The organism is Amycolatopsis solani, assembly GCF_033441515.1.
In the GTDB taxonomy this organism is placed as follows: domain Bacteria; phylum Actinomycetota; class Actinomycetes; order Mycobacteriales; family Pseudonocardiaceae; genus Amycolatopsis; species Amycolatopsis solani.
Genome location: NZ_JAWQJT010000004.1, coordinates 470,429 through 490,715, shown reverse-complemented (window position 1 = coordinate 490,715; position 20,287 = coordinate 470,429). Strand labels below are relative to the sequence as shown.

Here is a 20,287-nt window from a genome sequence, read left to right as displayed (position 1 = left end):
GTCACAACGCCGACGGCGACTCCGCCTCCGGGATCAGCAGGCGCGGGGCGCCGGTGCCGTCCGCCGGGACCGACCAGACGTCCGCGTGGCCCGGCCCGCGGGCCACGCCGTAGCCGATCGTGTGGTCGTCGAGCCAGGCCGGCTGGTCGTCGACGCTGCGGGTTTCCGCCAGCGGCGTCACCTTCGAGGCCGCCAGGTCCAGCACCGACAGCCGCCAGCCGCGGGCCGGGTCACCGTCCACAGCGGACTTGAACGCCACCCGCGTGCCGTCCGGGGACAGCGACGGGCACTCGACGTTCTCCCGCAGCGTCCGGATCGTGTGCGCGGCGAAGTCGCCCGCGACGAGGTACCGGTGGCCCGCGGACGACATGGTCGCGTAGAAGTGGCGGTCGTCGGCGGTGAACGTGACACCCCAGAAGTTGAGGTCGGCCGCCTGGTACGGCTTGCCGTCGAGCGTCACCGCGTAGTCCTCGAGCGTGCCGGCCAGGTCACCGGTCGCGGTGTCCAGGATGCCGGCGCGGGTGGAGAACATGCCGCCGTTGTACGAATCCCCGGTGACGAACACCGTCCACGCGAGCATCCGGCCGTCCGCCGACACCCGCGCCCGGTTCGGCAGCCCGACCAGCGGGATCTCCCGCGTCGACGCGAGCCGCGCGTCGAGCGCCACCAGCTGGTAGGTGGTCAGGTCGCCGTCCGGGCGCAGGCACAGCCCGGTGCCGCCGGCGGCGTACACCCGGCTGCACGAGAGCGGGGACACCGTCCGCGCGCCGCCCGGGTCGGTGGCGGACACCGTGGCGACGTGCCCGCGGTCGGCGTCCGCGGTGCTGCGGAACAGCAGGCGCGGACCGGGGGAGAGGCTCACCGCGCCGGTCGCGGTGACGTCGTGGCCGCGCGCGCTCGCGAACCCGACGTACGCGACCGCCGCCCCGGCCAGCACGAGCACCCCGGCGACGGCGATCAGGATCCGGACCTTCATGCGGCGGCCTTCCGGGGCGAGAGGACGGCGAACGTGACACCGATCGCGACCACGGCCCCGCCCGCGGCGACGCCGATCGCGAGCTCGGGGCCCCAGAACTGCCACGCCAGTCCGAAGAGGACGGACGAGGCGAAGTACGCGAGCGCCTGGACGGTCTGCACGAGGGAGATCCCCGTGGTGCGCAACGACTCCGGCAGCAGCGGGCCGGCCAGCGCCATCAGCACGCCGTCGGTCGCCGCGTAGAAGGCGCCGTACAACGCCAGCGCCGCCGCGATCAGCAGCCACCCGGACGCCGGCCCGGCCAGCAGCAGGTAGACGACGGCCAGCGCGCCGTAGCCGCCGAGCACCACCGGCAGCCGCCCGATCCGGTCGGCCAGCGCGCCCAGCGGCGCGGCGAGCAGCAGGTAGCTGAGGTTCGTCCCGACCGCCAGCAGCGGGAACCAGCCGGTGGCGATGTCCTCCTTGTGCTGCAGCAGCAGGTAGACGAACCCGTCGCCGACCGTGGCCAGCCCGAGCACGCACGCCGCCACCAGCAGCCGCCGCACGCCGCTGCCGCGCAGCAGCGCCGCGGCCGCCCGCGGCGAGACCGCCTTCGGGTCGCTGCGCGGGGTCCGGCGGTCGCGGACGAACAGCACCAGCAGCAGCACGCCGATCGCGGCGACGCAGAAGCTGACGACGAACACGGCGTCGAACGCTTCGGGGTCGGCGGTACCGACCGCGGCGAGCACGGCGAGCGCGACCAGCGGGCCGGCGAACGCGCCCACGCTGTCCATCGCGCGGTGCACGCCGAACGCCAGGCCGAGCAGCGGTTCGGGCGCGGACAACGTGATCAGCGCGTCGCGCGGCGCGGTCCGCAGGCCCTTGCCGGTGCGGTCGAGCGTGATGACCGCGCCGATCGCGGCCGCCGACGCCCCGGCCGCGAGCAGGCCGAGCTTCGCCACCGCGGACAGCGCGTACCCCACGCCGGCCACGGCCTTGCGCCGCCGGACCCGGTCGGCGACGTACCCGCCGACGATCCGCAGCAGCGCCGTCGCACCGGTGTAGAGGCCGTCGACCAGGCCGTAGGCGGCGGGGCTGAGGTGCAGGCCGAGCACCAGGTAGACCGGCAGGATCGCGGTGACCATCTCCGAGGAGACGTCGGTGACGAGGCTGACCGCGCCGAGCGCGAAGACGTTCGCGCCGACCGCCGAGAGCTTGCCCTTCGCGGCGTGCTCCCGGCGGCCGATGGTGGAGAGGTACACGCGGGTTACTGCCAGACGTCGAGGATCGGCGACTTGCTCGCGGCGCCGCCGATGCCCGGCAGGCCGTAGGACGCCTCGATCGTGCGCAGCACGGTGTAGTGGTTGATCGATTCGCTGTAGCTGCCGGCCTTGACGTGGGCGCCGGTGAAGCTGGTGAAGATCTGGTTGACCGACGTGCCGCTGTCCTCGTCGAAGGTGGTGATCAGCAGGCTGTTGTGGGTCTTGGCCCACTGCGCGTACGCGTCGAGGTGGTTCTTCAGCCAGGTGTCGCCGGTGCCGACCGAGCAGTCGTGCATGTCGTTGCACATGTCGGGCGTCACGAAGGCGACGGTGGGCAGCCGGGTGAAGTCGGACGGGAAGGCGGAAAACCGGACATTGCTGGCGGCGGGCACGTTCGAGAAGTCCACCCAGCTGTTGTGCTTCCGGCGGTAGGTGCCGCTCGAACAGCCGGTGTAGCCGTCGGAGGGCATGGCTTCGGAGTAGCCCGTGAAGGTCTTGCCCGCGCCGATCAGCTGCTGGCCGAGGTTGGCCTTCGCGCCGAGGTTGGCGGGGCAGCTGTCGTCGGTGACGCCCTGCGTCGCGCCCGAGAAGAGGGCGACGTAGTTGGGCTGGCTCGGGTGGGTGATCGCGAAGGAGTTCGTGAACTTCGCGCTCTGCGAGGCGAGGGTGTTGAAGTAGGGCGCGCTGGAACTGCCGTTGATCGAGGAGTACTTCTTGTTCTCGAACATCACCAGGACGATGTGGTCGAACGCCGGCACGGCCGCCGCGGTCGGCTGCACGGCGGGTTCGGCCGTCCGGGTGACGACCGTGACCGCTCCGGTGGTGACCAGCGCGGCAACGGCGAACACGGCGGCGATCCGCTTGCGGATCATGGGGTCCTCCAGCGTGTGGTGGGTGAGGGCGCCTCATGATGCTCACGCCGGAGGGCGGTTGCGTGCCGTTGCGCGGTCCGGTCGGTGAACACCAGGGAACCTTCGGCGGACAACGGAAAGAGTGGGTTAATGGCTTTCCGGTGTCAACCTCCTTTGGTAGGTGTCCACAGTGGCCGGTCAGGGAGTTGACAGGTCGCTCCCAGCTCGCTCAAAGGAAGCCCGCCGACACTCGATCCCATGGACCCCTCGACTGACCGGACCGCTCACCGGGAACGGGGCCGCCGCAAGGCCGCCCTGGCCACGGCGGCGGCAGCTCTGCTGGCCGCGGCCGCGGCCGGCGCGATCGGCTTCGGCCTGTCGTCGGCGAACGCGGACACCGTGCAGAACACGACTGGTGACCAGGATCAGCTGCAGGCCCCGGACAGCGGCTTGAGTTCCGGTTCGGGTTCCGCGCACACGGGATCGGGCGCGTCGTGACGACGGCGTTCCGCGCCCTGGGCACGACGGCGGAGGTCCTGGTCACGGACCCGTCCCGGCTCGATGCGGCGGTCGAGCTGCTGCACGAGGAACTGGCGGCGATCGATCTGGCGTGCAGCCGGTTCCGGGCGGACTCGGAGATCTCGCGGTTGCACGAGGCAGCGGGACGTCAGGTGCGGGTGGGGCCGCTGCTGGCGGAGGCGCTGGGCGTGGCGCTGCGGGCGGCCAGGGTGAGCGACGGGCTGGTCGATCCCACGGTGGGTTCGGCCGTCCGGGAGCTGGGGTACGACCGCGACTTCGCCGAGGTGGCCGGACGCGAGTCGGGTGCGGGCGAGAGCGGTTCAGGCTCGGCCGGCGGAGAACCTGCCGCGGCTGGGCGTTCGTGCGACCGCGATTCCGCGGGACGGCCGCCGACCGGTCGCGACCTGGCGGCCGGCGAGCCGGGTTGGGTTGGCCGGGCGGGTTTCGGCGGGCCAGCCACTGGTGCTGGTGGGCCGGCTTCGGCTGGCCGGGCCCGCTCGGGCGAGCCGGCCACCGCCGCTGGCGAGCCGGGGTCGGCTGGCCGGGCGGGGTTCACCGGGCCAGCTACTGGTGCTGGTGGGCCGGCTTCGGCTGGCCGGGCCCGCTCGGGCGAGCCGGCCACCGCCGCCGGCGAGCCGAGTCCGACTGGGCCCGCCTGCTGCGCCGAGCCGGCGTCGGCTGGGCGCGTCGGCTCCGGCGATTTCCCGCCACCCACCCCCGCCCCCGGCTGGCACCGCGTCCTCTTCGACCCCCGGCAGCGCCTCGTCGTCCTGCCGCGCGGGGTACACCTCGACCTCGGTGCCACCGCGAAAGCCCTCGCCGCCGATCGGGCCGCGTGGCGGATCCACTCCGTCGTCGGCTGCGGTGTCCTCGTCAACCTCGGCGGGGATCTGCGCGCCGCCGGGCGGGTGCCGGCCGGGGGGTGGCAGGTCGCGCTGGCCGATGACCACGCCGTGGCCGTCGCCGCCCCGGAGGCCACCGTCGCCCTGCACCGGGACTTCGGCCTGGCCACCTCCGGGATCACCCGGCGGCGCTGGCGGCGCGGTGGCCGGACGGTGCACCACATCGTCGACCCGCGCACCGGTGATGTGCCGGAACCGCGCTGGCGCACCGTGACCGTCGCCGCGGAGTCCACTGTGGACGCCAACACCGCCGCCACCGCGGCCGTCGTCCTCGGGGCGGACGCGCCGGAGTGGCTCACCCAGCGCAGGCTGCCCGCCCGGCTCGTCGGCCTCGGCGGCGACGTCGTCACCACGCCCGGGTGGCCGTCGTGAGCGCCGCCGTCTGGTACTTCAGCCGCGCGACCGGGCTCGTCTCGCTCGTGCTCTTCACCGGCGTCGTCGTGCTCGGCGCGCTCGGCGCCGGCCGGTTCGCGACGCCCGCGTGGCCGCGGTTCGCCGTCGCGGCGGTGCACCGGAACCTCGCGCTGACCAGTCTCGCCTTCCTCGCCGTGCACATCGCGTCGGCGGTCCTCGACGGCTACGTCCCGTTGAACTGGCTGGACGTCGTGCTCCCGTTCGGCGCGGGCTACCAGCCGTTCTGGGTGGGCCTCGGCGCCGTCGCGATCGACCTGCTGCTCGCGATCGTCGTCACCAGCCTGGTCCGGACCCGCCTGCCCGCGCGGGTGTGGCGGGCCGTGCACTGGCTGGCCTACCTGTGCTGGCCGGTCGCGCTGGTGCACGGCATCGGGATGGCCGAGGACGACGCCGCGCGCGGCTGGATCGTCGCGCTCGACGTGCTGTGCGCGCTGGCCGTGCTCGGCGCCGTCGCCTACCGCGCCGGCGTGAAGCACGCCGACACCGAAATCCGCAAGCTCTCGCCGCTGGGAGGCACCCGATGAGCATCCTGCCCCCGCACCGGCTCGACCTGGCCGGGCACCGGCGCCGCAACGGCGTCGTGCCGTGGGTCGCCTACCACGACGACGCCGGGCGCGATCGGCTGGTGGAAGCCGTCGAGTCGGCCGGCCTGCGCGGCCGGGGCGGCGGTGGCTTCCCGACGGCGGTGAAGCTGCGTGCGGCCCGGTCGCGGCGCTCGATCGTCGTCGCGAACGGCTGCGAAGGCGACCCGCTCAGCGGGAAGGACGCGGCGCTGCTCACGGTGGCGCCGCACCTCGTGCTCGACGGCCTGCAACTCGCCGCGCACGCCATCGGCGCCGCCGAAACCGTGCTGTGCGTGCACGCGGGCAGCCCGGTGCTGCCGAGTGTCACCGCGGCGCTGGCCGAGCGCGACGACCGCGTGCCGGTGCGGATCGCGGAGATCCCGCGCCGGTACGTCGCCAGCGAGGAGAGCGCGCTCGTGCACTACCTGACGTCCGGCGACGCCCGGCCGCTCGGCAAGGAGCCGCGGCCCGCCGAACGCGGGGTGCGCGGCCGTCCGACGCTGGTGGACAACGTCGAGACGCTGGCGCAGCTGGCGTCGGTGGTGCTGCTCGGTCCGCACCACTACCGCGCCTCGCGCACAGACCTGGTCACGGTGACCGGCGCGGTCCGGCACCCGGGCGTCGTCGAGCTGCCGTCGGGCCCGTCCCTGGCGGCGGTGCTGACCGCGGCCGGCGGCGAGACCGAGCCGGTGCAGGCGGTGCTCGTCGGCGGCTACGGCGGGAGCTGGACGGCCGACCTGCGGCTCGGGCTGTCGGCGATCCCGGCGGTGTACGCGCTGCCCGCGAGCGCGTGCGGGCTCGAGTACACGGCGAAGGTGCTGGCGTTCCTGGCGGCGGAGTCGGCCCGGCAGTGCGGCCCGTGCATGTTCGGCCTGCCCGCGGTCGCGGCGGACTTCGCGGAGCTGGTGCGGGGCGGCCCGTCCGCGAACCGGCTGGCCCACCGCCTCCCACTGCTCACCGGCCGCGGCGCGTGCGCCCACCCGGACGGCGCGGCCCGCCTGGCGGCGAGCGCGTTGCGGACGTTCACCGCGGACGTGGCAACGCACCAGGCCGGCGGCCGGTGCCGGGTGCTGGAGGGAGTGGCGTGAAGCTTTCGGTGGACCCGATCGCCTGCCGCGGGCACGGGCTGTGCGCGGACCTGCTGCCGGAGCTCGTCCGGCTCGACGAGTGGGGGTACCCGGTACTCGCGCGGGGACCGGTGCCGCCGGAACTGGCGGCGGAGGCCCGCCGCGCGGCGAACGCGTGCCCGGCGCTGGCGTTGCGGCTGCGGAAGGAGTGAGCGTTCAGACGGCAGTGGCCAGGCGGGTGGCCGGATCGGCGTGTTCGCAGGCATGTGCCCACGAGCACAGCTTCTTGCACCGGTCTTCCACCATGCGGTCGAGATAGCCGTCCGGGTTGTGCGTTCCGCTCGCGGCGGCGGTCTCCAGCTCACTGAGGAGTACGGTCTTCTTGCCTTGCATGAAGTCGATGTACCCGAGTTGACGCAAGGCGGGGACCACCGCGCCGATGAGCCGGCCGACGCACCCTCTCACCCGCGGGTTCTCGTCTCCGCGCCAGACGCCGTAGAGGCGGACCGCGACGGACCGCAAAGCGTCCTCCGTGTTCGGGTGGGCGAGGGTCATCCCGACGAGGGCGTCGATCAGGAGGAGCTTCGTCTTGGGACAGAAATCCTGGTCCCAGTCTCCGTCGATGGCGCTTGGCCAGTGGAGCGAATGGCAGGGGTCCAGCCGATTCGCGTTGCGGCACAGAAGTTCCGCGGCGACTAGCTGTGCGTTCCCGGTCGACCGTAGAGCTGCGTCGACGACCAGCACCGCCGTTTCGGGCGCGACTTGCGGTGTTTCTTCGGACCAAAGGTTGACCAGGAGGGCAACCGCGAGCTCGGCGTTGTCGAGCTTCGTGAGAGCCAGCAGACCGGACGCGACCGCGGCGGGATCGGCTGGGGAGTCCTTGGCCGAGAAGAGTTCTCCCGCCCGCATCGCAGCATCGAGCCGCAACCGGGCTTCCTCGTCGGCGTGCTCGTGGTTCAGCCGGCGATTCGCCTGCCGGGCGGTGAGCCAACCGACCACGATTCCTGACAATGACACCAGCGCCGCCACCACGCCGACCGATACCGGATTCACCGGACCACCTCCCTGTCGCCCTGTGAGTCGCTCGTGGAAGCGAAGATGTGACAGCCAATGGCGAGCAAGTGCGAAATCCGCTCGTCGGACCGCGGGGGAGTGGCTAACCTCCGGCGCATGGACCTCTTCGACCGGATCCGCGGCGCCCGGCTCGTCGGCGTGCTCACCGGGGCCGGGATCTCCACCGCGTCGGGCATCCCCGACTACCGCGGGCCCGACGGCGTCTGGACCCGTTCGCCGAGTGCCGTCGACGCCTTCACGCTGAAGAACTTCATGGCCGACGCCTTGGTGCGCAAGGAGTTCTGGCGCAGTTACACCGATCACGCCGCCTGGCAAGCCGAGCCGAACGCGGCGCACCGGGCGCTGGCGGAGCTCGACGGCTCGGGCACCGCCGTGCGCGTGCTCACCCAGAACGTCGACGGCCTGCACCAGCGGGCCGGGCTCGCCGCGCGCAAGGTTCTCGAACTGCACGGCACCATGCACACCACGCGGTGCACCCGCTGCCCGGAACGGCTGCCGACCCCGGAAGTACTCGTCCGCGGGGAGGACGACCCACGATGTGCGCACTGCGGCGGGATCTTGCAGCTCGACGTCGTCCTCTTCGGACAGACGCTGGACGGCGACCTGCTCGGCCGCGCGCGGAGCGTCGCCGCGGCCAGTGAGGTCTTCCTGGCCGTGGGCAGTTCGCTGCAGGTGGAGCCGGCCGCGTCGCTGTGCGAGGTGGCCGGGCGGACCGGGGCGACGGTGGTGATCGTCAACCGCGACCCGACCCCCTTACGACGAGACCGCGGATTTCGTGCTGCGCGGGGACATCGAGGTCGTGGTGCCGGAGCTGTGCGCCGCGCTGGTCGCCTAGCCGGCAACTCAGGCCGACGTCAGCGGCGCCGTGGCCAGCAGGTGGCTCGCCGCCACGCTCGCGCCGTCCGCACGCACATGGACCGCGAACCGCCGCGCCCGGGCGGCCACGTCCGGCCGCAAGGCGATCTCCAGCGCTGAAGTCAGTGCCTCGGCGGTCGGCTCCGTCGCCGCGCCGAGGCCCAGGGCACGGACGCGGCCGGCGAAGTAGTGCTGGTCGTACATCTGCGGCACCACCACCTGGGGCGCGCCCGCGCGGGCCGCCGCCGTCGTCGTGCCCGCGCCGCCGTGGTGGACGACCGCCGCCACGCGCCGGAACAGGGCCTGCTGGTTGACCTCGCCGACGCCGAAGCAGTCCGGCTGCGCGCCGGCCGCGGCGAGGCCCGCCCAGCCGCGCGCGATGACCGCACGGCGGCCGTGCGCGCGGGCGGCCGCCAGCATCGCCTCGGCGAGCTCACCTGGCGCGCGCATGCTGCCGAACCCGAAGTACACCGGCGGCTCGCCCGCGTCGAGGAACTCCGCGAGCCCGGGCGGCAGCGGCCGTTCGTCCGGCCAGATCCACGCGCCCGTCTGGACGACGCGGGCGTCGCCCGGCTCGGGCCACGGGGCCAGTGCCGCGTCGGCGGCCAGCCAGGGCCGGCCGGTGAACACGTGGTCCGGCAGGTCCTCGACGGGCGGCTGGCCCGCCGCCGCGCGGTGCTCGTTGACCCGGCCGCCGAAGAACGTGTTCCAGCGGTCCGCGTCTTCGGCCCAAAGGGCGCGGTTTTCCGCCTTTCCGGGCGATCGCCACGGCATCGGCGGCGGCGCGTGCAGATCCGAGGGCAGGGTGATCGGGCAGAAACTCGCGTAGACGTAAGCGGCGCCGCGCCGTTCGGCGATCGAGCGCGCGGCGAATTGCAGGGCACCGGCCGCGACCAGGACGTCACAGCCCTCGGCCGCGGCCCCGACCGTCTCGAACTGGGTCGTGACGGTGCCTTCGGCGGCCTGCCGGATCTGCTCCGGCGTCGGCCGTCCCCGGTGCGCGGATGCGGTTCCGCGCAGCTCAGGGCCGATCGGCACGACGTCGAACCCCAGCTCGTCGAGCCAGTCGCGGAAGTCGGGCGGCACGCACAGCCGGACGTCCTGCCCGAGCGCTCTCAGCTCCGAGGCCAGCGCCACCACCGGCTGCACTTCGCCCCGCGAGCCGATCGTGGACAGCAGCACACGCATGGAGAAATCCCCTCACTGGAAAATGGTGAGCCCGAATTGTGGACCCGCACCGGGGCCTTGCCGCAAGCCCCGGTACCCGCTATAAAGTGAAATGGGGAGAGGGAATCGTGTGTCCTCATCGACGTCTGATCGTGCTGCTTCCGATGTGCTCTCACGGCCCGCTCAGCCTGCGCCCGCCCGGGGTCCTGACGTAACCTTTGATGACCGAACCCGGACCCGGTGAGGAAAAACCCGGGCGGCAGGAGGTCAGGATGACACTTCGCAGCGTTCTCCTCGGAGACGAGGTCATCCTGTCCGTCGACGGAGTGTTCGACGGCGGCTTGGCCCCCACCTACCACCAGGCGATCGAAGACGCCTTCGCGGCAGGCGTCCGCCGCGTGGTCGTGGACCTCGTGCTGGCCACGGCGGTCGACGGCGGCGGCATCGCGGTACTGGCCGCGACGGCGGCGGGCTGCACCGCCCGCGAGACCCAGCTGATCATCGCGATGCCGCGCGGCGTCGAAGCCGTCATCACCGATCCCGCGCAGGTCAGGCTGCTCTTGCGCAGCTTCGAGCCGTGGCAGGACGCCGGTTAACGGACCCGGACGGTGAGCCGGAAGCGGCGCAGCTCGCTCTCCGGTGCCCACGACCGCGCCTGCCGGGCCACCACCGTCGTCTCACCCGGCTCGTCCGCGTGCAGCACGAACCGGTGTTCGCCGGTGCCGCCGGCCCGGTCCGCCACCGGGTGGAGGGTCTCTTCGACCACTCGCAGCGGCGGTTCCGGGCCGTCGAGCACCCACTGGTAGCCGGTGCCCGCGTTCTCGGGCAGGCGCAGCTCCAGCCGCTCGCCGGGCGCGACGTCCGTCGCCGCGCCGTCGGCTTCGAGCGTGATCACCCGCACGGGTTCACCAGAGGTAGATCTCGTGGATCAGGCCGTCGGCGGCCTCGGGGTAGGTGACCGAGCCGGACAGTTTCGCCGACGTGGCGAGCATCAGCAGCGCCTCGTGCACGCTGTCGCTGTTCGTCGCGAGGCGCCGCCAGCCGACGGTGTCGACGAAGGCGTAGCCGTTGCGGTCGGAGTTGTTCGTCCAGAGGGCGAGCACCTTCTTGTTCGCCTGCCACGCCGCGGCCGTGGTGACCGCGGCGGCGACCTGCGGGGCGCCCGGCGGGCTCAGCGCCGGCTCGACGCTCGGTTCGGCGGTGACGGTGGTCGTCGCCGCGTTCAGCTGGTCCGGGGTGAGGGGCTGGGGCGCGTTGTCCGGGCTGGCGGCCGGTGCCGCCGCCGCGGGAGCGCTGGACGGGCTGGTCGATGCGGCCATCGCGGGCTCCTAGAAGACGTAGGTCTCGATGATCGTGCCGTTGTTGTTGAACGCGTTGACCGGACGGCCACCCTGCTTCGCGGCGATCAGCTCGATCAGCATCGCCTTGTTGATCACTTCGTCGTCGGCGGCGAGGTGCAGCCAGCCCATGTTCTGCAGGTACGCCCAGGTGTTGCGGTCCTGGTCGTTGCTCCACAGGCCGAGCACCGACGTCGAGCCGGTCCACGAGCGCAGGTTCACCGAGCCGACCTGCTCGACCTGCCAGGTCTCGATGCCGCATTCGCCGTAGGCGATCCGGAAGAAGCCGCCGTCGCCCCAGTTGGTGCTCCAGCTGTTCTTCGCGATCCAGCAACCCTGGCTGTCGTCGTAACCGACGAGCGTCACGCAGTGACCGCCGGCCAGCGCGCCGGCGACGTGCCGGTAGACACCGGTCCGGTAGGAGAAGAAGTCCTGGTACACCAGGAAGCACGCGACGAGCGCGCCGCGGGCCGCCAGCTGTTCCTTCATCGCCGCGGGGTTGCCGGTCAGCGCCGTGTACGACGGCGTGGTCGCGAGCCGGTTCGGCCAGTCGGCGTTCAGCTTGGCGCCGGAGCGGTTGCGCGGGCTGTACGGGAAGTAGTCCTCGTAGGTCAGGCCGACGTCGTGGCAGAACTTCAGGGCGCGATCGGGCATCCAGCCGGTGTCGCAGGTGGCGCCGTCGTTCCCGCCGTGGGTGTAGAACAGGTGCGCTTCGGACAGGTCGAGCTGCAGGCCGGGCTGCCCGCGCGTGAACGCGGCGACCGTCTCGATCGTGGCGGCGGTGCCGAAGGAAACGCAGGAACCGCAGTCGCCCTGGTCCTTCACCGGCGTCACGTAATTGCTGCCGCCGACGTTCCGGCTGTCGAACTGCGCGGGGGCGCCCACGCCGGAAACGGCGGTGGCGCGGGCGGCTTCACCCTGGGCGAGGGACTTGGCCGTCGATTCGAGCTCGCGCCGTTCCGATTCCGGAGGCAGCGGAACCCCCAGCCGGTGGCGGCGCTGGTCTTCCTGGAGGATGGTCATGGAGTTCTCGCCGGTGACCCAGGGATGGCCCTGCGCGGCGAGTTCGGTGCGGACCCGGTCGAGTGCGACCGGTGACGCCGGGGTTCCGGGATCGGCCATGATGACACCCCAATCTTGGACGCCTCACGCGGCGGTGGCCGTGCCCGACCGGTTCTACTCCCGCCGCGGCGGTGGCCACCAGTGACGTCATCCTTTTGCCGAGGAGCAGTTTTGTGGCGGTGGAAAATGGGGTGCCGTCAGGAAATCTCGACGGGCTCGGCACTTTCGAAAACCCTTTCCCGAACGGTCAGTTCTTCGGCGAGGATGGCGTCGACCTGCCGGCCGGCGGACCGCAGTTTCACGACACCCGCGCCGAGCAGCACGAGCCCGGCGAGCACCGCCGGCGGCCAGATCGCCCCGGCGATGATCAGCAGGGAGGCGGCGAAAACTGCCCGGACGGCCACCCGGTGCCACGCGGGACGCGGCTTGGCGTGCCGCCCGCGCGGGGTGTGGGCAAGGGGCCGCGCGAGGGCAGCGTGGACAGTCATCCAGACCTCCGGAATTTCGTCGAACCGGCCAGGACGGGGATTCCCGGCGGTGGTGCCCGCGTGTTCGGCACACGGGATGTGTCGAGGTCGGAGGCGTCCCGGTTACCGGTCGTTATTGCTTCGAGTCCGGATTCGGGAAATGCGGTTCGCGGTTGTTTCCGATGCTTTTCGTCACTAGGGCCGTTCGGCCCGGATCCGCGCGCCGGAGGTCCCGCTCAGGTGTCTCCGTGGCCCTTCCCCTTGCCCCGGGTTTCGCCCTTCCCGATCTTGCCGGGCTTGCTTGCGGGCGGCGGCGCGGGGCGAGCGGGGGTCGGGCGGGTGACGACGGCGGGCTCGAGCGACGGCGAGCCGGCGGGCGGCGGCTGCGGATCGGGCGTCCCCCGATCGGCGAGCGGCGCGGAAGTGGCGGACGGCGAGGTGGCCACGGGCGCGGGCGGCTGCGCGGGGGTGGTGGTCCCGGCGTCGCCGCCCCGGGTGAGCAGGGTGGCGGCGAGCGCGCCGAGGGTGATCAGGGCCAGCACCCCGGCAACGGCCAGCCGACGCCGACGGGCGGGGCGAGGGTCGGAGATCCGGGTGGCGAGGGTGGTGGTGTTGCGGTGGGTGGATTCGCCCTCGCTGGGCGATCCTGCGCCGGCCGATCCGGCGCCGATCGACCCCGCGCCGATCGACTCGGCCGCGGCGGATCCTGCGCTGGCCGCGCCCGCACCAACTGAGCCCGCGCCGACGGACCTTGCGGGGGCCGGGCCCACGCCGGTCGACGCCGCGCCGGTCGACTCGGCGGCGGATCCTGCGCCGGTCGAGCCCGCACCGACTGAGCCCGCGCCGAGCGAGCCTGTTCCGGCGGATCCCGCGCGGGGCGAGCCCGTGCCGCCCGGTCCCGCGCCGGCGGATCCTGCGCCAGCCGAGTCCGCACCGAGCGAGCCTGTTCCCGCCCCAGCCAACCCCGCCCCAGCCGCAAAGTCCTCCGCCGATCCGACCGCCTCCAGCCGGCGGCGCCACAACGGGCGGCGCACCAGCGCCGTCACCGGGGCCGGCTCGTGCAGCATCCGCCGGACCTCCTCCGCCGTCGGGCGATCTCCCGGCTCGCGGCGGGTCATGCGGCGGATCGTGTGCGCCAGCGAGGGCGGCACGTGCTCCGGGATCCGCGGCGGGCGGGTGAGCCTGGCCATCGCCGCCTCGATCATCGTGCCCGCGTACTCGCGCTCGCCCGTCAGGCACTCCAGCAGGATCAGCCCCAGCGCGTACACGTCCGCCGGTGGGCCGGCCGGTTCGCCGCCGACCTGCTCCGGGGCCAGGTACGCCGCCGTGCCCGGGACCACGCCCGTGCCCGTGATGTGCGTCGTGTCCAGTACGTGCGCGATGCCGAAGTCGCCGATCAGCGGGCCGGTCTCGGACAGGAACACGTTGGCCGGCTTGAGGTCGCGGTGGACGACGCGCCGGGCGTGGACGTGGGCGAGGGCCTCGGCCAAGCCGTCCGCCAGTGCCGTCACCTCCGCCGCCGGCATCGGGCCGCCGAGGAGGCGCTCCGCCAGGTTCTCGCCCTCCACCAGCTGCATCACCAGGAAGGTCCGGCCGTTCTCGCTGCCGCTGTCGAGCAGCGCCACCACGCCGGGGTGGCTGATGCTGGCCTGGATGGTCGTCTCGCGCAGCCGGCGCCGCTGGTCCAGCGGCAGCGCCTCCCACGCGTAGATCTTGACGGCGACCTCGCGGCCCAGCCGGACGTCATAAGCCCGGTAGACGCGGGCCGTGCCGCCGCTGCCGATCAGCCTGCCGATCTCGTAGCGGCCGGCCAGCAGGTCCGGTGGCCGTTCGTCGTCCGGGTCCTGGCGCGGGGTGGTGGTGAACTCGCCGAGGACATAGCGAGCACACGTGACGTCGTCCGAGTCGCCCACCGTCGGGCGCCCCGTTCTCCCGGCTTCGTCGGACACGCGCCAGTTGTACCCCGATCGCGTGAAAGGCAAACGTCGGAAGAACGCACTCCCGCGCAAATCGCGTCCGGGGCCGAAACGGGGGACAATCGGGGGGAGAGGCGCACCCGACCCAGGAAGGCTCTGATGGCCGACTACTACGGGAACCAGCCCCAGGACGTCCGCCCGGGGATCGACGCCCGACGGCTGTGGGCGGGCGGCGTCGCGACGGCGGTGGTCGCGGCCCTGCTCGCGGTGGTCGGACTGCTGATCGCGCGGGGCATCTTCGAGGTCGAAGTGCTCGCCCCAAAAGGCGAGGGCGTCTGGGGCAACGCGAGCACCACGACGTACGCGCTGGTCGCCGCCGCGGTGGCCCTGCTCGCCACCGGGCTGATGCACCTGCTGAGCGTGGCGACGCCGGCGCCGTCCCAGTTCTTCGGCTGGATCATGGTGCTGGTCACGCTGATCGCCGTCGTACTGCCGCTGACCCTCACGGTGGCCCCGAGCGCCAAGATCGCGACGGCCGTGATCAACCTGGTGCTCGGCCTGGCGATCGCCATGGTGGTGAACAGCATGGCGGCCAGCGCCCGCACCCTGCACCGGCGCCGGCAGAGCGCGGCCCCGCCGCCGACGCAGCAGCAGTGGACGCAGCAGGAGCCGCCGACCCGGTACTACGACCGCTGATGGACGTCCAGGAGACGAACCGCCGGGTGATCCGGCAGTTCCGCGCGGGCGGCGAGGTGGAGGGCATGCACCGTGAGCGCCTGGTGCTGCTGACGACGACGGGCCGCCGCACGGGCGAGCCCCGCACGGTCCCGATGATGGTCCACCGCGACGGCGACCGGCTGCTCGTGGTGGCCTCCAACGTCGGCGCGCCCCGGCACCCGGACTGGTACCTGAACCTCGCGGACGACTCCCGGGTCAAGGTCGAGACCGACGGCCGCGAGTTCGAGGGCGAGGCGCTGCCGCTGCTGGGCGCGGACTACGTGCGGGCGTGGGCGGAGCTGGAGCGGCAGTACCCGTTCCTGGCCGAGCACCGGGAGAAGGCCCGGCAGGCCCGCCGGGTCATCCCGATCGTGGAACTGTCCGAAGAGGACTGACGTAGTCCTCTTCGGACGGTCCTACTTGCTCGCCACCCGGCGGTAGCGGGCCGTGGCCAGCGGGGCGAACACCGCGATGATCGCGATGCAGCACAGGATCGAGTACAGCGCCGCGTGCTCGGCGGGCCAGCCCGTCGGCGCCGGGCCGAACCGGTTGCCGAACAGGTCCCGCGTCGCGTTGATCACCGCCGTGAACGGGTTCCACTCGGCGATCGCCTTGAGGAAGCCGGGGAGGGTCTGGGTCGGGACGAACGCCGAGGAGATGAAGCTCAGCGGGAACATCCAGATCAGGCCCGCGCTCTGCGCGACCTCGACGCTGCGGGCCGCGAGGCCGATCAGCGCGCCGACCCACGACAGCGCCCACGCGAACATCAGCATCACCAGGTAGCCGAGGACCGCGTCCGCGAAGCTGCCGCGGATGCGCCAGCCGACGAGCAGCCCGCACAGCGACATCACGACCAGCGCCACCACGCTGACCACGAGGTCCGACGTCGTGCGGCCGAGGACCACCGCGATCCGCGACATCGGCAGCGAGCGGAACCGGTCGATGATGCCCTTCTGCAGGTCGTTGGCGAAGCCGATGACGGTGAACGCCGAGTTGAACGCCACCGTCTGGGCGAAGATCCCCGCGATGAGGAACTCGCGGTACGCGGCGCCGCCCGCCTCGCCGCCGATCGCGTTGCCGAAGACGTAGGCGAACAGCAGCACGAACATGATCGGCTGCAGGGTCGCGGCCATCAGCCAGTCCGGGTTGCGGCGGACGTTCACCAGGTTGCGCCAGGTGATGATGCCGCCGTCGGAAATGCTCTTCGCGAGCGTGTTCACTTCGCCACCTCCTCAGCCGAAGCGCCGTGGCCGGTCAGGGACAGGAAGACGTCGTCGAGGGTCGGCCGGTGCAGGGCGACGTCCTGGACGGCGATGCCCTGACCGTCGAGCCGCCGCAGGGCTTCGATGAGGGCCTTGGGGCCGGTGTCGACGAAGATTTCGGCCCGGCGCGTGTGGTCGTCGCCCGTGGGCTCGCCGGTCCCCACCTCGCGCAGCACCGCGAGCGTGGCGGGCAGGTCCGCGGCGGAGGCGACGACCAGCTCCAGCCGCTCGCCGCCGATCTGCGCCTTGAGCTCGTCGGACGTGCCGCGGGCGATCACCCGGCCGTGGTCGATCACCACGATCGAGTCGGCGAGCTGGTCGGCCTCTTCGAGGTACTGGGTGGTCAGCAGCACGGTCGTGCCGTCGGCGACCAATTCCTTGATGACGCCCCAGGTGTCGAGGCGCCCGCCCGGGTCGAGGCCGGTGGTCGGTTCGTCGAGGACGACGACGGTCGGCTCCGCGACCAGCGCGCCGGCCAGGTCGAGCCGCCGCCGCATGCCGCCGGAATAGCCCTTCGCCGGCCGGTCGGCGGCGTCTTCGAGGGCGAACCGCGCCAGCAGTTCCCGGGCGCGCGAGCGGGCCGCCGGTTTCCGGCGGCCGTAGAGCCGCCCGACCATGTAGAGGTTCTCGAACCCGGTGAGGTTCTCGTCGACGGCCGCGTACTGCCCGGACAGCCCGATCCGCTGCCGCACCTCGTCGGGCTGGGTCAGGACGTCGTAGCCGGCCACGTGCGCCTCGCCGGAGTCCGGTCGCAGCAACGTGGTCAGGATGCGGACGGTGGTGGTCTTCCCGGCCCCGTTCGGGCCGAGCAGGCCGAGCACGCGCCCGGCCGGGATGTCGAGGTCGACGCCGTCGAGCGCGCGCGTCGAACCATAGGTCTTCACGAGCCCGCGTACCTGGACGGCGACGTCCGGTTCCGGCTGTGGCATGTCGGCTCCCCTTCCGGTGACACCGACAAGCTAGGCCACGCTGTCCGCTTTGTCCTCCGGGTTTCTCCCGGAGAGGAATCAATTCGCCGAAAGCGTTACCTCGAACTCCGGCGGCGTCCGCAACGATTGGAACACCACGCAGTAGCGCTCGGTCAGCTTCTTGAGCGTGGCGAGCTGGTCATCGGAGGCGTCGGTGTCGAGGTCGAACGACAGCCGGATCGCGCGGAAGCCCACCGGCGCGTCCTTCGCGACGGCCAGCGTGCCGCGGAAGTCCAGGTCGCCCTCGGCGCGGACGCGGCCACCGCGCACCGCCAGGCCCAGCGACGTCGCCACCGCCCGCAGCGTCACCCCGGCGCACGCCACGAGCGCTTCGAGCAGCATGTCGCCCGAACAGGCGAAGGTGCCGTCGCCGCCCGTGGCCGGGTGCAGGCCGGCTTCCACGACCGCGCGGCCGGTCTCGACCTTGCACGAGATGCCGAGACCGTCCAGTTCGGCGTCGGCGTGCAGCGTGACGAGCGCGCTTTCCGGAGTTTCGCGGTACCTGTCCTTGAGCGGGGCCTGAGTCGCGCGCAGTTCTTCGGTGTCCATGCGGCGATTCTCCCCCGGAAGACGAAGAAACGGGGAGACCGGGCAGCCCGGTCTCCCCGCTTCAGCGGTTCAGTGTTCCAGCGTCAGCTCAGGGTCACAGCCACGTCGTCGATGACGAACGAGGTCTGCAGCGAGCTGTCCTCGGTGCCGGTGAACTTCAGCGCGAGGGTGCCGCCGGCGGCCGACGAGACGTCGATCGTCTTGAGCGCGTACCCGGACGCCTTGTTCAGGTTGGAGTAGCTGCCCAGCGTCGTGCTGCCGTTGGCGACGGTCAGCTTGTCGTAGGCGGTGGTGGTGGTCGTTTCCGCGGTGTCGATGTGCAGGTAGAACGTCAGGCTGGCGTGGCAGCCGGCCGGGATGCTCACCGACTGCGCGACCGACTCCGTGTGGGTGGAGCCGTAGCCGTCCAGCCAGGCGCTGTAGGTGCCGCCGTGCGCGGCCTCACCCTGCGAACCCCACTGGCCGATCGCGCCGGTGGTGCCGGTCCAGCTGCCGCTGCCCGATTCGAAGCCGCCGTTGACGATCTTCTGGCCGGAGCAGCCGCCGGTGGTGCCGACGGTCCACGTGAACGACGCCGTGCCGGTCTTGTTCGCCGCGTCCTTCGCCGTCACCGTGACGTTCGAGGTGCCCGCGGTGGTCGCGGTGCCCGAGATCGTGCCGGTGGAGGCGTTGATCGACAGGCCGGCCGGGAGGCCGGTGGCCGACCAGGTGTACGGCGAGGTGCCACCGCTGGCCGACAGCGGCAGGTTCACCGAAGCACCGGTGACGGTCGACTGGTTGCCCGGGTTCGACACCGTGACGGTGCCGGTCGCCGAGCAGGTCGGGTCGGCCGACTGCGCCGGCACCGAGATCGCGTCCCACGCCGCCTTGACGGTGTTGAACTCGGTGCAGCTGCCCGGGAAGAGGTTCTTCGCCGCGGTCAGCGTCCAGGTGCGGTACTTCAGGTACGAGCTGCTGGTGGTCTTGAGCAGCATCGCGTTGTAGAAGATCTTCAGCGCGGTCTGCACGCCGAGACCGGTGACCGTGGAGCTGTTGCACGTGCTGCTCGTCGGCTGCCCGTTGGTCGGGTTGGTGCCTTCGGCCAGCAGGTAGAACCAGTGGTTGCCGGGGCCGGCGGCCGCGTGCACCTCACCGTTGGGGACGGAGCTGTCGTAGCAGTTCTTGTCGCCCAGCGCCGACGGGTTGTACATGTTGCGGATCGGGCCGGAGCCGACCAGGTTGACCTGCTCGCCGACGAGGAAGTCCGGCACATCGTAGGGCGACGGCTCGTTCGCGAACCACTCGGTGGAGGCACCGAAGACGTCCGCGACGAACTCCTGGGTGCCCGCGCCGGAGATGCCGCCCGGGGTGTGGTCGTCGATGCCGTGGCCGTGCTCGTGCGCGACGACGTCGATCGAGCCGATCCAGCCGCCGGCGGTGTTCTTGCCGATCTGGACCTGGGTGCCGTCGTAGTAGGCGTTCTGGTCGTTCAGGCCGACGCGGATCGGCCAGCCGCCGCCGCTGCCGTCGAAGCTGTTGCGGCCCAGCCACTGCGAGAGCATCTTGTTCTCGGTCTGGGCGGCGAACAGCGCGTCGACACAACCGGTTTCGCGGTTGCTGGCGGTGCCGTTGCCCCAGAGGTCGTCCGTGCCGCTGAAGGTGGTGTTGTTGGCCGCGTCCTGGCAGGACGTGTTGGTGATCGTCGGGTCCTTCAGCGAGTACGTGCTGCCCGAGTGCGTGGTGTCGAGGTGGACCGGGTTCGGGCCGTTCCACGCGCTGGTGCCGTCGCCGTTGAGGACGTGCTCCTGCGTCTTGAGCACCTTGCCGGTGGCGGCGTCGACGATGACGTCGAGCCGGCTCGGGCCGTCGGCGTCGCGGCCGACGACGGTGCTCTTCCAGGCCAGCGCCGGCGTGCCGAGCGCGAAGACGACCTGCTGGGCCGGGCTCACGCTGTCCACGGCGGACAGCTGCTGCCGGGCGGTCGCCTCGGCCGCGGCCTTGGAGACCTTGGCGGCGGTGGAGGCGAGGTTGATGGTCTGGTCCTGCGCGACGGAGGTGCCCAGCACCTGGCCCGCCGAGTCGGTCGCGACGACGAAGTCGCCGCCGACGACCGGCAGGCCCTTGTAGCTGCGCTCGTAGGGGACGTACTTCAGCCCGTTGGTCGAGGAAATCGCTTTCTGGGCCAGGAAGACGTCGTCCGCGCTGGCGTGCAGCGCGGCGGGCTTGCTGGCGACCAGGCCGGCCGCCGCGTTGACGGCCAGGGTCTGGGCGTCGGTGGTGGCGTTCGGGGCGGCGGGCTGGGCCTGGGCGGCGGTGGTCGTGCACATCGCGGCTATCAGCGCGCCGCTCGCGGCCAAGACGATGGGACGTCTCAGGTGCATCGAAGGATCTCCTCCGGGCA

The 20,287-nt window shown here is 72.3% G+C and carries 22 protein-coding genes and 1 pseudogene; 9 read left to right on the top strand and 14 right to left on the bottom strand.

Annotated features, from left to right (window positions below):
* Position 1: 1 nt before the first annotated feature.
* Genes SD460_RS46455 through SD460_RS46445 form a run of 3 tightly spaced genes read right to left on the bottom strand, consistent with a single transcriptional unit; the run spans position 2 to position 3,089 of the window.
* A complete protein-coding gene (locus SD460_RS46455; protein WP_290061698.1) occupies positions 2-976 on the bottom strand; it encodes a TolB-like translocation protein in 975 nt (324 codons plus the stop codon).
* Positions 973-2,217, bottom strand: coding sequence for an MFS transporter (locus SD460_RS46450; protein ID WP_318307793.1), 1,245 nt, complete (start codon positions 2,215-2,217; stop codon positions 973-975). The genes SD460_RS46455 and SD460_RS46450 overlap by 4 nt, the downstream gene beginning before the upstream one ends.
* A gap of 5 nt (positions 2,218-2,222) precedes the next feature.
* Positions 2,223-3,089 carry an alkaline phosphatase family protein gene (locus tag SD460_RS46445; protein WP_290061696.1) on the bottom strand — a complete coding sequence of 289 codons (867 nt, stop codon included), beginning with the start codon at positions 3,087-3,089 and terminating at the stop codon, positions 2,223-2,225.
* 237 nt (positions 3,090-3,326) lie between these two features.
* On the opposite strand from SD460_RS46445, the gene SD460_RS46440 reads away from it, so the two are divergent.
* The 5 genes from SD460_RS46440 to SD460_RS46420 are packed head-to-tail and all read left to right on the top strand — an operon-like array spanning position 3,327 to position 6,745.
* The gene (locus tag SD460_RS46440) at positions 3,327-3,566 is read left to right on the top strand and encodes a hypothetical protein (protein WP_290061695.1); all 240 of its coding nucleotides are present in this window, start codon (positions 3,327-3,329) and stop codon (positions 3,564-3,566) included.
* On the top strand, positions 3,563-4,861 hold the full coding sequence (locus tag SD460_RS46435; protein ID WP_318307792.1) for an FAD:protein FMN transferase: 1,299 nt from the start codon (positions 3,563-3,565) through the stop codon (positions 4,859-4,861). Before SD460_RS46440 ends, SD460_RS46435 begins: the two co-directional genes overlap by 4 nt.
* Positions 4,858-5,427, top strand: a complete 570-nt coding sequence (locus tag SD460_RS46430) for a ferric reductase-like transmembrane domain-containing protein (RefSeq protein ID WP_290062754.1) — start codon at positions 4,858-4,860, stop codon at positions 5,425-5,427. Before SD460_RS46435 ends, SD460_RS46430 begins: the two co-directional genes overlap by 4 nt.
* A complete protein-coding gene (locus SD460_RS46425) occupies positions 5,424-6,554 on the top strand; it encodes an NADH-ubiquinone oxidoreductase-F iron-sulfur binding region domain-containing protein (RefSeq protein WP_318307791.1) in 1,131 nt (376 codons plus the stop codon). Before SD460_RS46430 ends, SD460_RS46425 begins: the two co-directional genes overlap by 4 nt.
* The gene (locus tag SD460_RS46420; RefSeq protein ID WP_318307790.1) at positions 6,551-6,745 is read left to right on the top strand and encodes a ferredoxin; all 195 of its coding nucleotides are present in this window, start codon (positions 6,551-6,553) and stop codon (positions 6,743-6,745) included. The genes SD460_RS46425 and SD460_RS46420 overlap by 4 nt, the downstream gene beginning before the upstream one ends.
* A gap of 4 nt (positions 6,746-6,749) precedes the next feature.
* Here the strand turns inward: SD460_RS46420 and SD460_RS46415 are convergent, their stop codons facing one another.
* Positions 6,750-7,586 (bottom strand): hypothetical protein, encoded by an 837-nt coding sequence (locus SD460_RS46415; RefSeq protein WP_318307789.1) that lies wholly within the window; start codon positions 7,584-7,586, stop codon positions 6,750-6,752.
* A 57-nt stretch (positions 7,587-7,643) separates the two neighbouring features.
* Here SD460_RS46415 and SD460_RS46410 point away from each other — a divergent pair.
* A pseudogene (locus SD460_RS46410) lies at positions 7,644-8,228 on the top strand (SIR2 family NAD-dependent protein deacylase); the annotation flags it as partial.
* A gap of 222 nt (positions 8,229-8,450) precedes the next feature.
* On the opposite strand, the gene SD460_RS46405 reads toward SD460_RS46410, so the two are convergent.
* Positions 8,451-9,650 (bottom strand): glycosyltransferase, encoded by a 1,200-nt coding sequence (locus SD460_RS46405; protein ID WP_318307788.1) that lies wholly within the window; start codon positions 9,648-9,650, stop codon positions 8,451-8,453.
* A gap of 251 nt (positions 9,651-9,901) precedes the next feature.
* Here SD460_RS46405 and SD460_RS46400 point away from each other — a divergent pair, with 251 nt between their 5' ends.
* Complete coding sequence (locus SD460_RS46400) at positions 9,902-10,225, top strand: STAS domain-containing protein (protein ID WP_318307787.1); 324 nt, start codon at positions 9,902-9,904, stop codon at positions 10,223-10,225.
* On the opposite strand, the gene SD460_RS46395 is transcribed toward SD460_RS46400, so the two are convergent.
* The 5 genes from SD460_RS46395 to SD460_RS46375 form a co-directional block, all read right to left on the bottom strand.
* The gene (locus SD460_RS46395; RefSeq protein ID WP_318307786.1) at positions 10,222-10,530 is read right to left on the bottom strand and encodes a protease inhibitor I42 family protein; all 309 of its coding nucleotides are present in this window, start codon (positions 10,528-10,530) and stop codon (positions 10,222-10,224) included. The two genes, SD460_RS46400 and SD460_RS46395, sit on opposite strands and share 4 nt — an antisense overlap.
* A 4-nt stretch (positions 10,531-10,534) precedes the next feature.
* Positions 10,535-10,948 (bottom strand): hypothetical protein, encoded by a 414-nt coding sequence (locus SD460_RS46390; protein WP_290061112.1) that lies wholly within the window; start codon positions 10,946-10,948, stop codon positions 10,535-10,537.
* A 9-nt stretch (positions 10,949-10,957) separates the two neighbouring features.
* Positions 10,958-12,088, bottom strand: coding sequence for a C1 family peptidase (locus SD460_RS46385; RefSeq protein ID WP_290061111.1), 1,131 nt, complete (start codon positions 12,086-12,088; stop codon positions 10,958-10,960).
* Between the two features lie 137 nt (positions 12,089-12,225).
* Complete coding sequence (locus tag SD460_RS46380) at positions 12,226-12,516, bottom strand: hypothetical protein (RefSeq protein WP_290061110.1); 291 nt, start codon at positions 12,514-12,516, stop codon at positions 12,226-12,228.
* Positions 12,517-12,731: 215 nt separating this feature from the next.
* Complete coding sequence (locus SD460_RS46375) at positions 12,732-14,444, bottom strand: serine/threonine-protein kinase (RefSeq protein WP_290061109.1); 1,713 nt, start codon at positions 14,442-14,444, stop codon at positions 12,732-12,734.
* 126 nt (positions 14,445-14,570) lie between these two features.
* Between SD460_RS46375 and SD460_RS46370 the strand changes: the two genes are divergently transcribed.
* Together SD460_RS46370 and SD460_RS46365 are read left to right on the top strand one after the other, a co-directional pair.
* Positions 14,571-15,107, top strand: coding sequence for a DUF6069 family protein (locus tag SD460_RS46370; protein WP_290061108.1), 537 nt, complete (start codon positions 14,571-14,573; stop codon positions 15,105-15,107).
* Entirely contained in the window at positions 15,065-15,523 is a 459-nt protein-coding gene (locus SD460_RS46365) for a nitroreductase/quinone reductase family protein (protein ID WP_290061106.1), read from the top strand. Before SD460_RS46370 ends, SD460_RS46365 begins: the two co-directional genes overlap by 43 nt.
* A gap of 21 nt (positions 15,524-15,544) precedes the next feature.
* Here SD460_RS46365 and SD460_RS46360 read toward each other — a convergent pair whose 3' ends face one another.
* The 4 genes from SD460_RS46360 to SD460_RS46345 form a co-directional block, all read right to left on the bottom strand.
* Positions 15,545-16,348: an ABC transporter permease gene (locus tag SD460_RS46360; protein WP_290061105.1), complete on the bottom strand. Its 804-nt coding sequence runs from the start codon at positions 16,346-16,348 to the stop codon at positions 15,545-15,547.
* The gene (locus tag SD460_RS46355) at positions 16,345-17,319 is read right to left on the bottom strand and encodes an ATP-binding cassette domain-containing protein (protein ID WP_318307785.1); all 975 of its coding nucleotides are present in this window, start codon (positions 17,317-17,319) and stop codon (positions 16,345-16,347) included. Before SD460_RS46355 ends, SD460_RS46360 begins: the two co-directional genes overlap by 4 nt.
* Before the next feature lie 78 nt (positions 17,320-17,397).
* A complete protein-coding gene (locus SD460_RS46350) occupies positions 17,398-17,907 on the bottom strand; it encodes an OsmC family protein (protein WP_290061102.1) in 510 nt (169 codons plus the stop codon).
* 83 nt (positions 17,908-17,990) lie between these two features.
* Positions 17,991-20,267: a M4 family metallopeptidase gene (locus SD460_RS46345; protein ID WP_318307784.1), complete on the bottom strand. Its 2,277-nt coding sequence runs from the start codon at positions 20,265-20,267 to the stop codon at positions 17,991-17,993.
* Positions 20,268-20,287 lie beyond the last annotated feature (20 nt).

What these genes read in the sequence shown, in the direction of transcription:
- SD460_RS46350 (WP_290061102.1), bottom strand. Translation starts at nt 17,907, where the DNA reads ATGGACACCGAAGAACTGCGCGCGACTCAGGCCCCGCTCAAGGACAGG.
- SD460_RS46445 (WP_290061696.1), bottom strand. Translation starts at nt 3,089, where the DNA reads ATGATCCGCAAGCGGATCGCCGCCGTGTTCGCCGTTGCCGCGCTGGTC.
- SD460_RS46345 (WP_318307784.1), bottom strand. Translation starts at nt 20,267, where the DNA reads ATGCACCTGAGACGTCCCATCGTCTTGGCCGCGAGCGGCGCGCTGATA.
- SD460_RS46390 (WP_290061112.1), bottom strand. Translation starts at nt 10,948, where the DNA reads ATGGCCGCATCGACCAGCCCGTCCAGCGCTCCCGCGGCGGCGGCACCG.
- SD460_RS46380 (WP_290061110.1), bottom strand. Translation starts at nt 12,516, where the DNA reads ATGACTGTCCACGCTGCCCTCGCGCGGCCCCTTGCCCACACCCCGCGC.
- SD460_RS46440 (WP_290061695.1), top strand. Translation starts at nt 3,327, where the DNA reads ATGGACCCCTCGACTGACCGGACCGCTCACCGGGAACGGGGCCGCCGC.
- SD460_RS46385 (WP_290061111.1), bottom strand. Translation starts at nt 12,088, where the DNA reads ATGGCCGATCCCGGAACCCCGGCGTCACCGGTCGCACTCGACCGGGTC.
- SD460_RS46405 (WP_318307788.1), bottom strand. Translation starts at nt 9,650, where the DNA reads ATGCGTGTGCTGCTGTCCACGATCGGCTCGCGGGGCGAAGTGCAGCCG.
- SD460_RS46455 (WP_290061698.1), bottom strand. Translation starts at nt 976, where the DNA reads ATGAAGGTCCGGATCCTGATCGCCGTCGCCGGGGTGCTCGTGCTGGCC.
- SD460_RS46370 (WP_290061108.1), top strand. Translation starts at nt 14,571, where the DNA reads ATGGCCGACTACTACGGGAACCAGCCCCAGGACGTCCGCCCGGGGATC.
- SD460_RS46400 (WP_318307787.1), top strand. Translation starts at nt 9,902, where the DNA reads ATGACACTTCGCAGCGTTCTCCTCGGAGACGAGGTCATCCTGTCCGTC.
- SD460_RS46355 (WP_318307785.1), bottom strand. Translation starts at nt 17,319, where the DNA reads ATGCCACAGCCGGAACCGGACGTCGCCGTCCAGGTACGCGGGCTCGTG.
- SD460_RS46425 (WP_318307791.1), top strand. Translation starts at nt 5,424, where the DNA reads ATGAGCATCCTGCCCCCGCACCGGCTCGACCTGGCCGGGCACCGGCGC.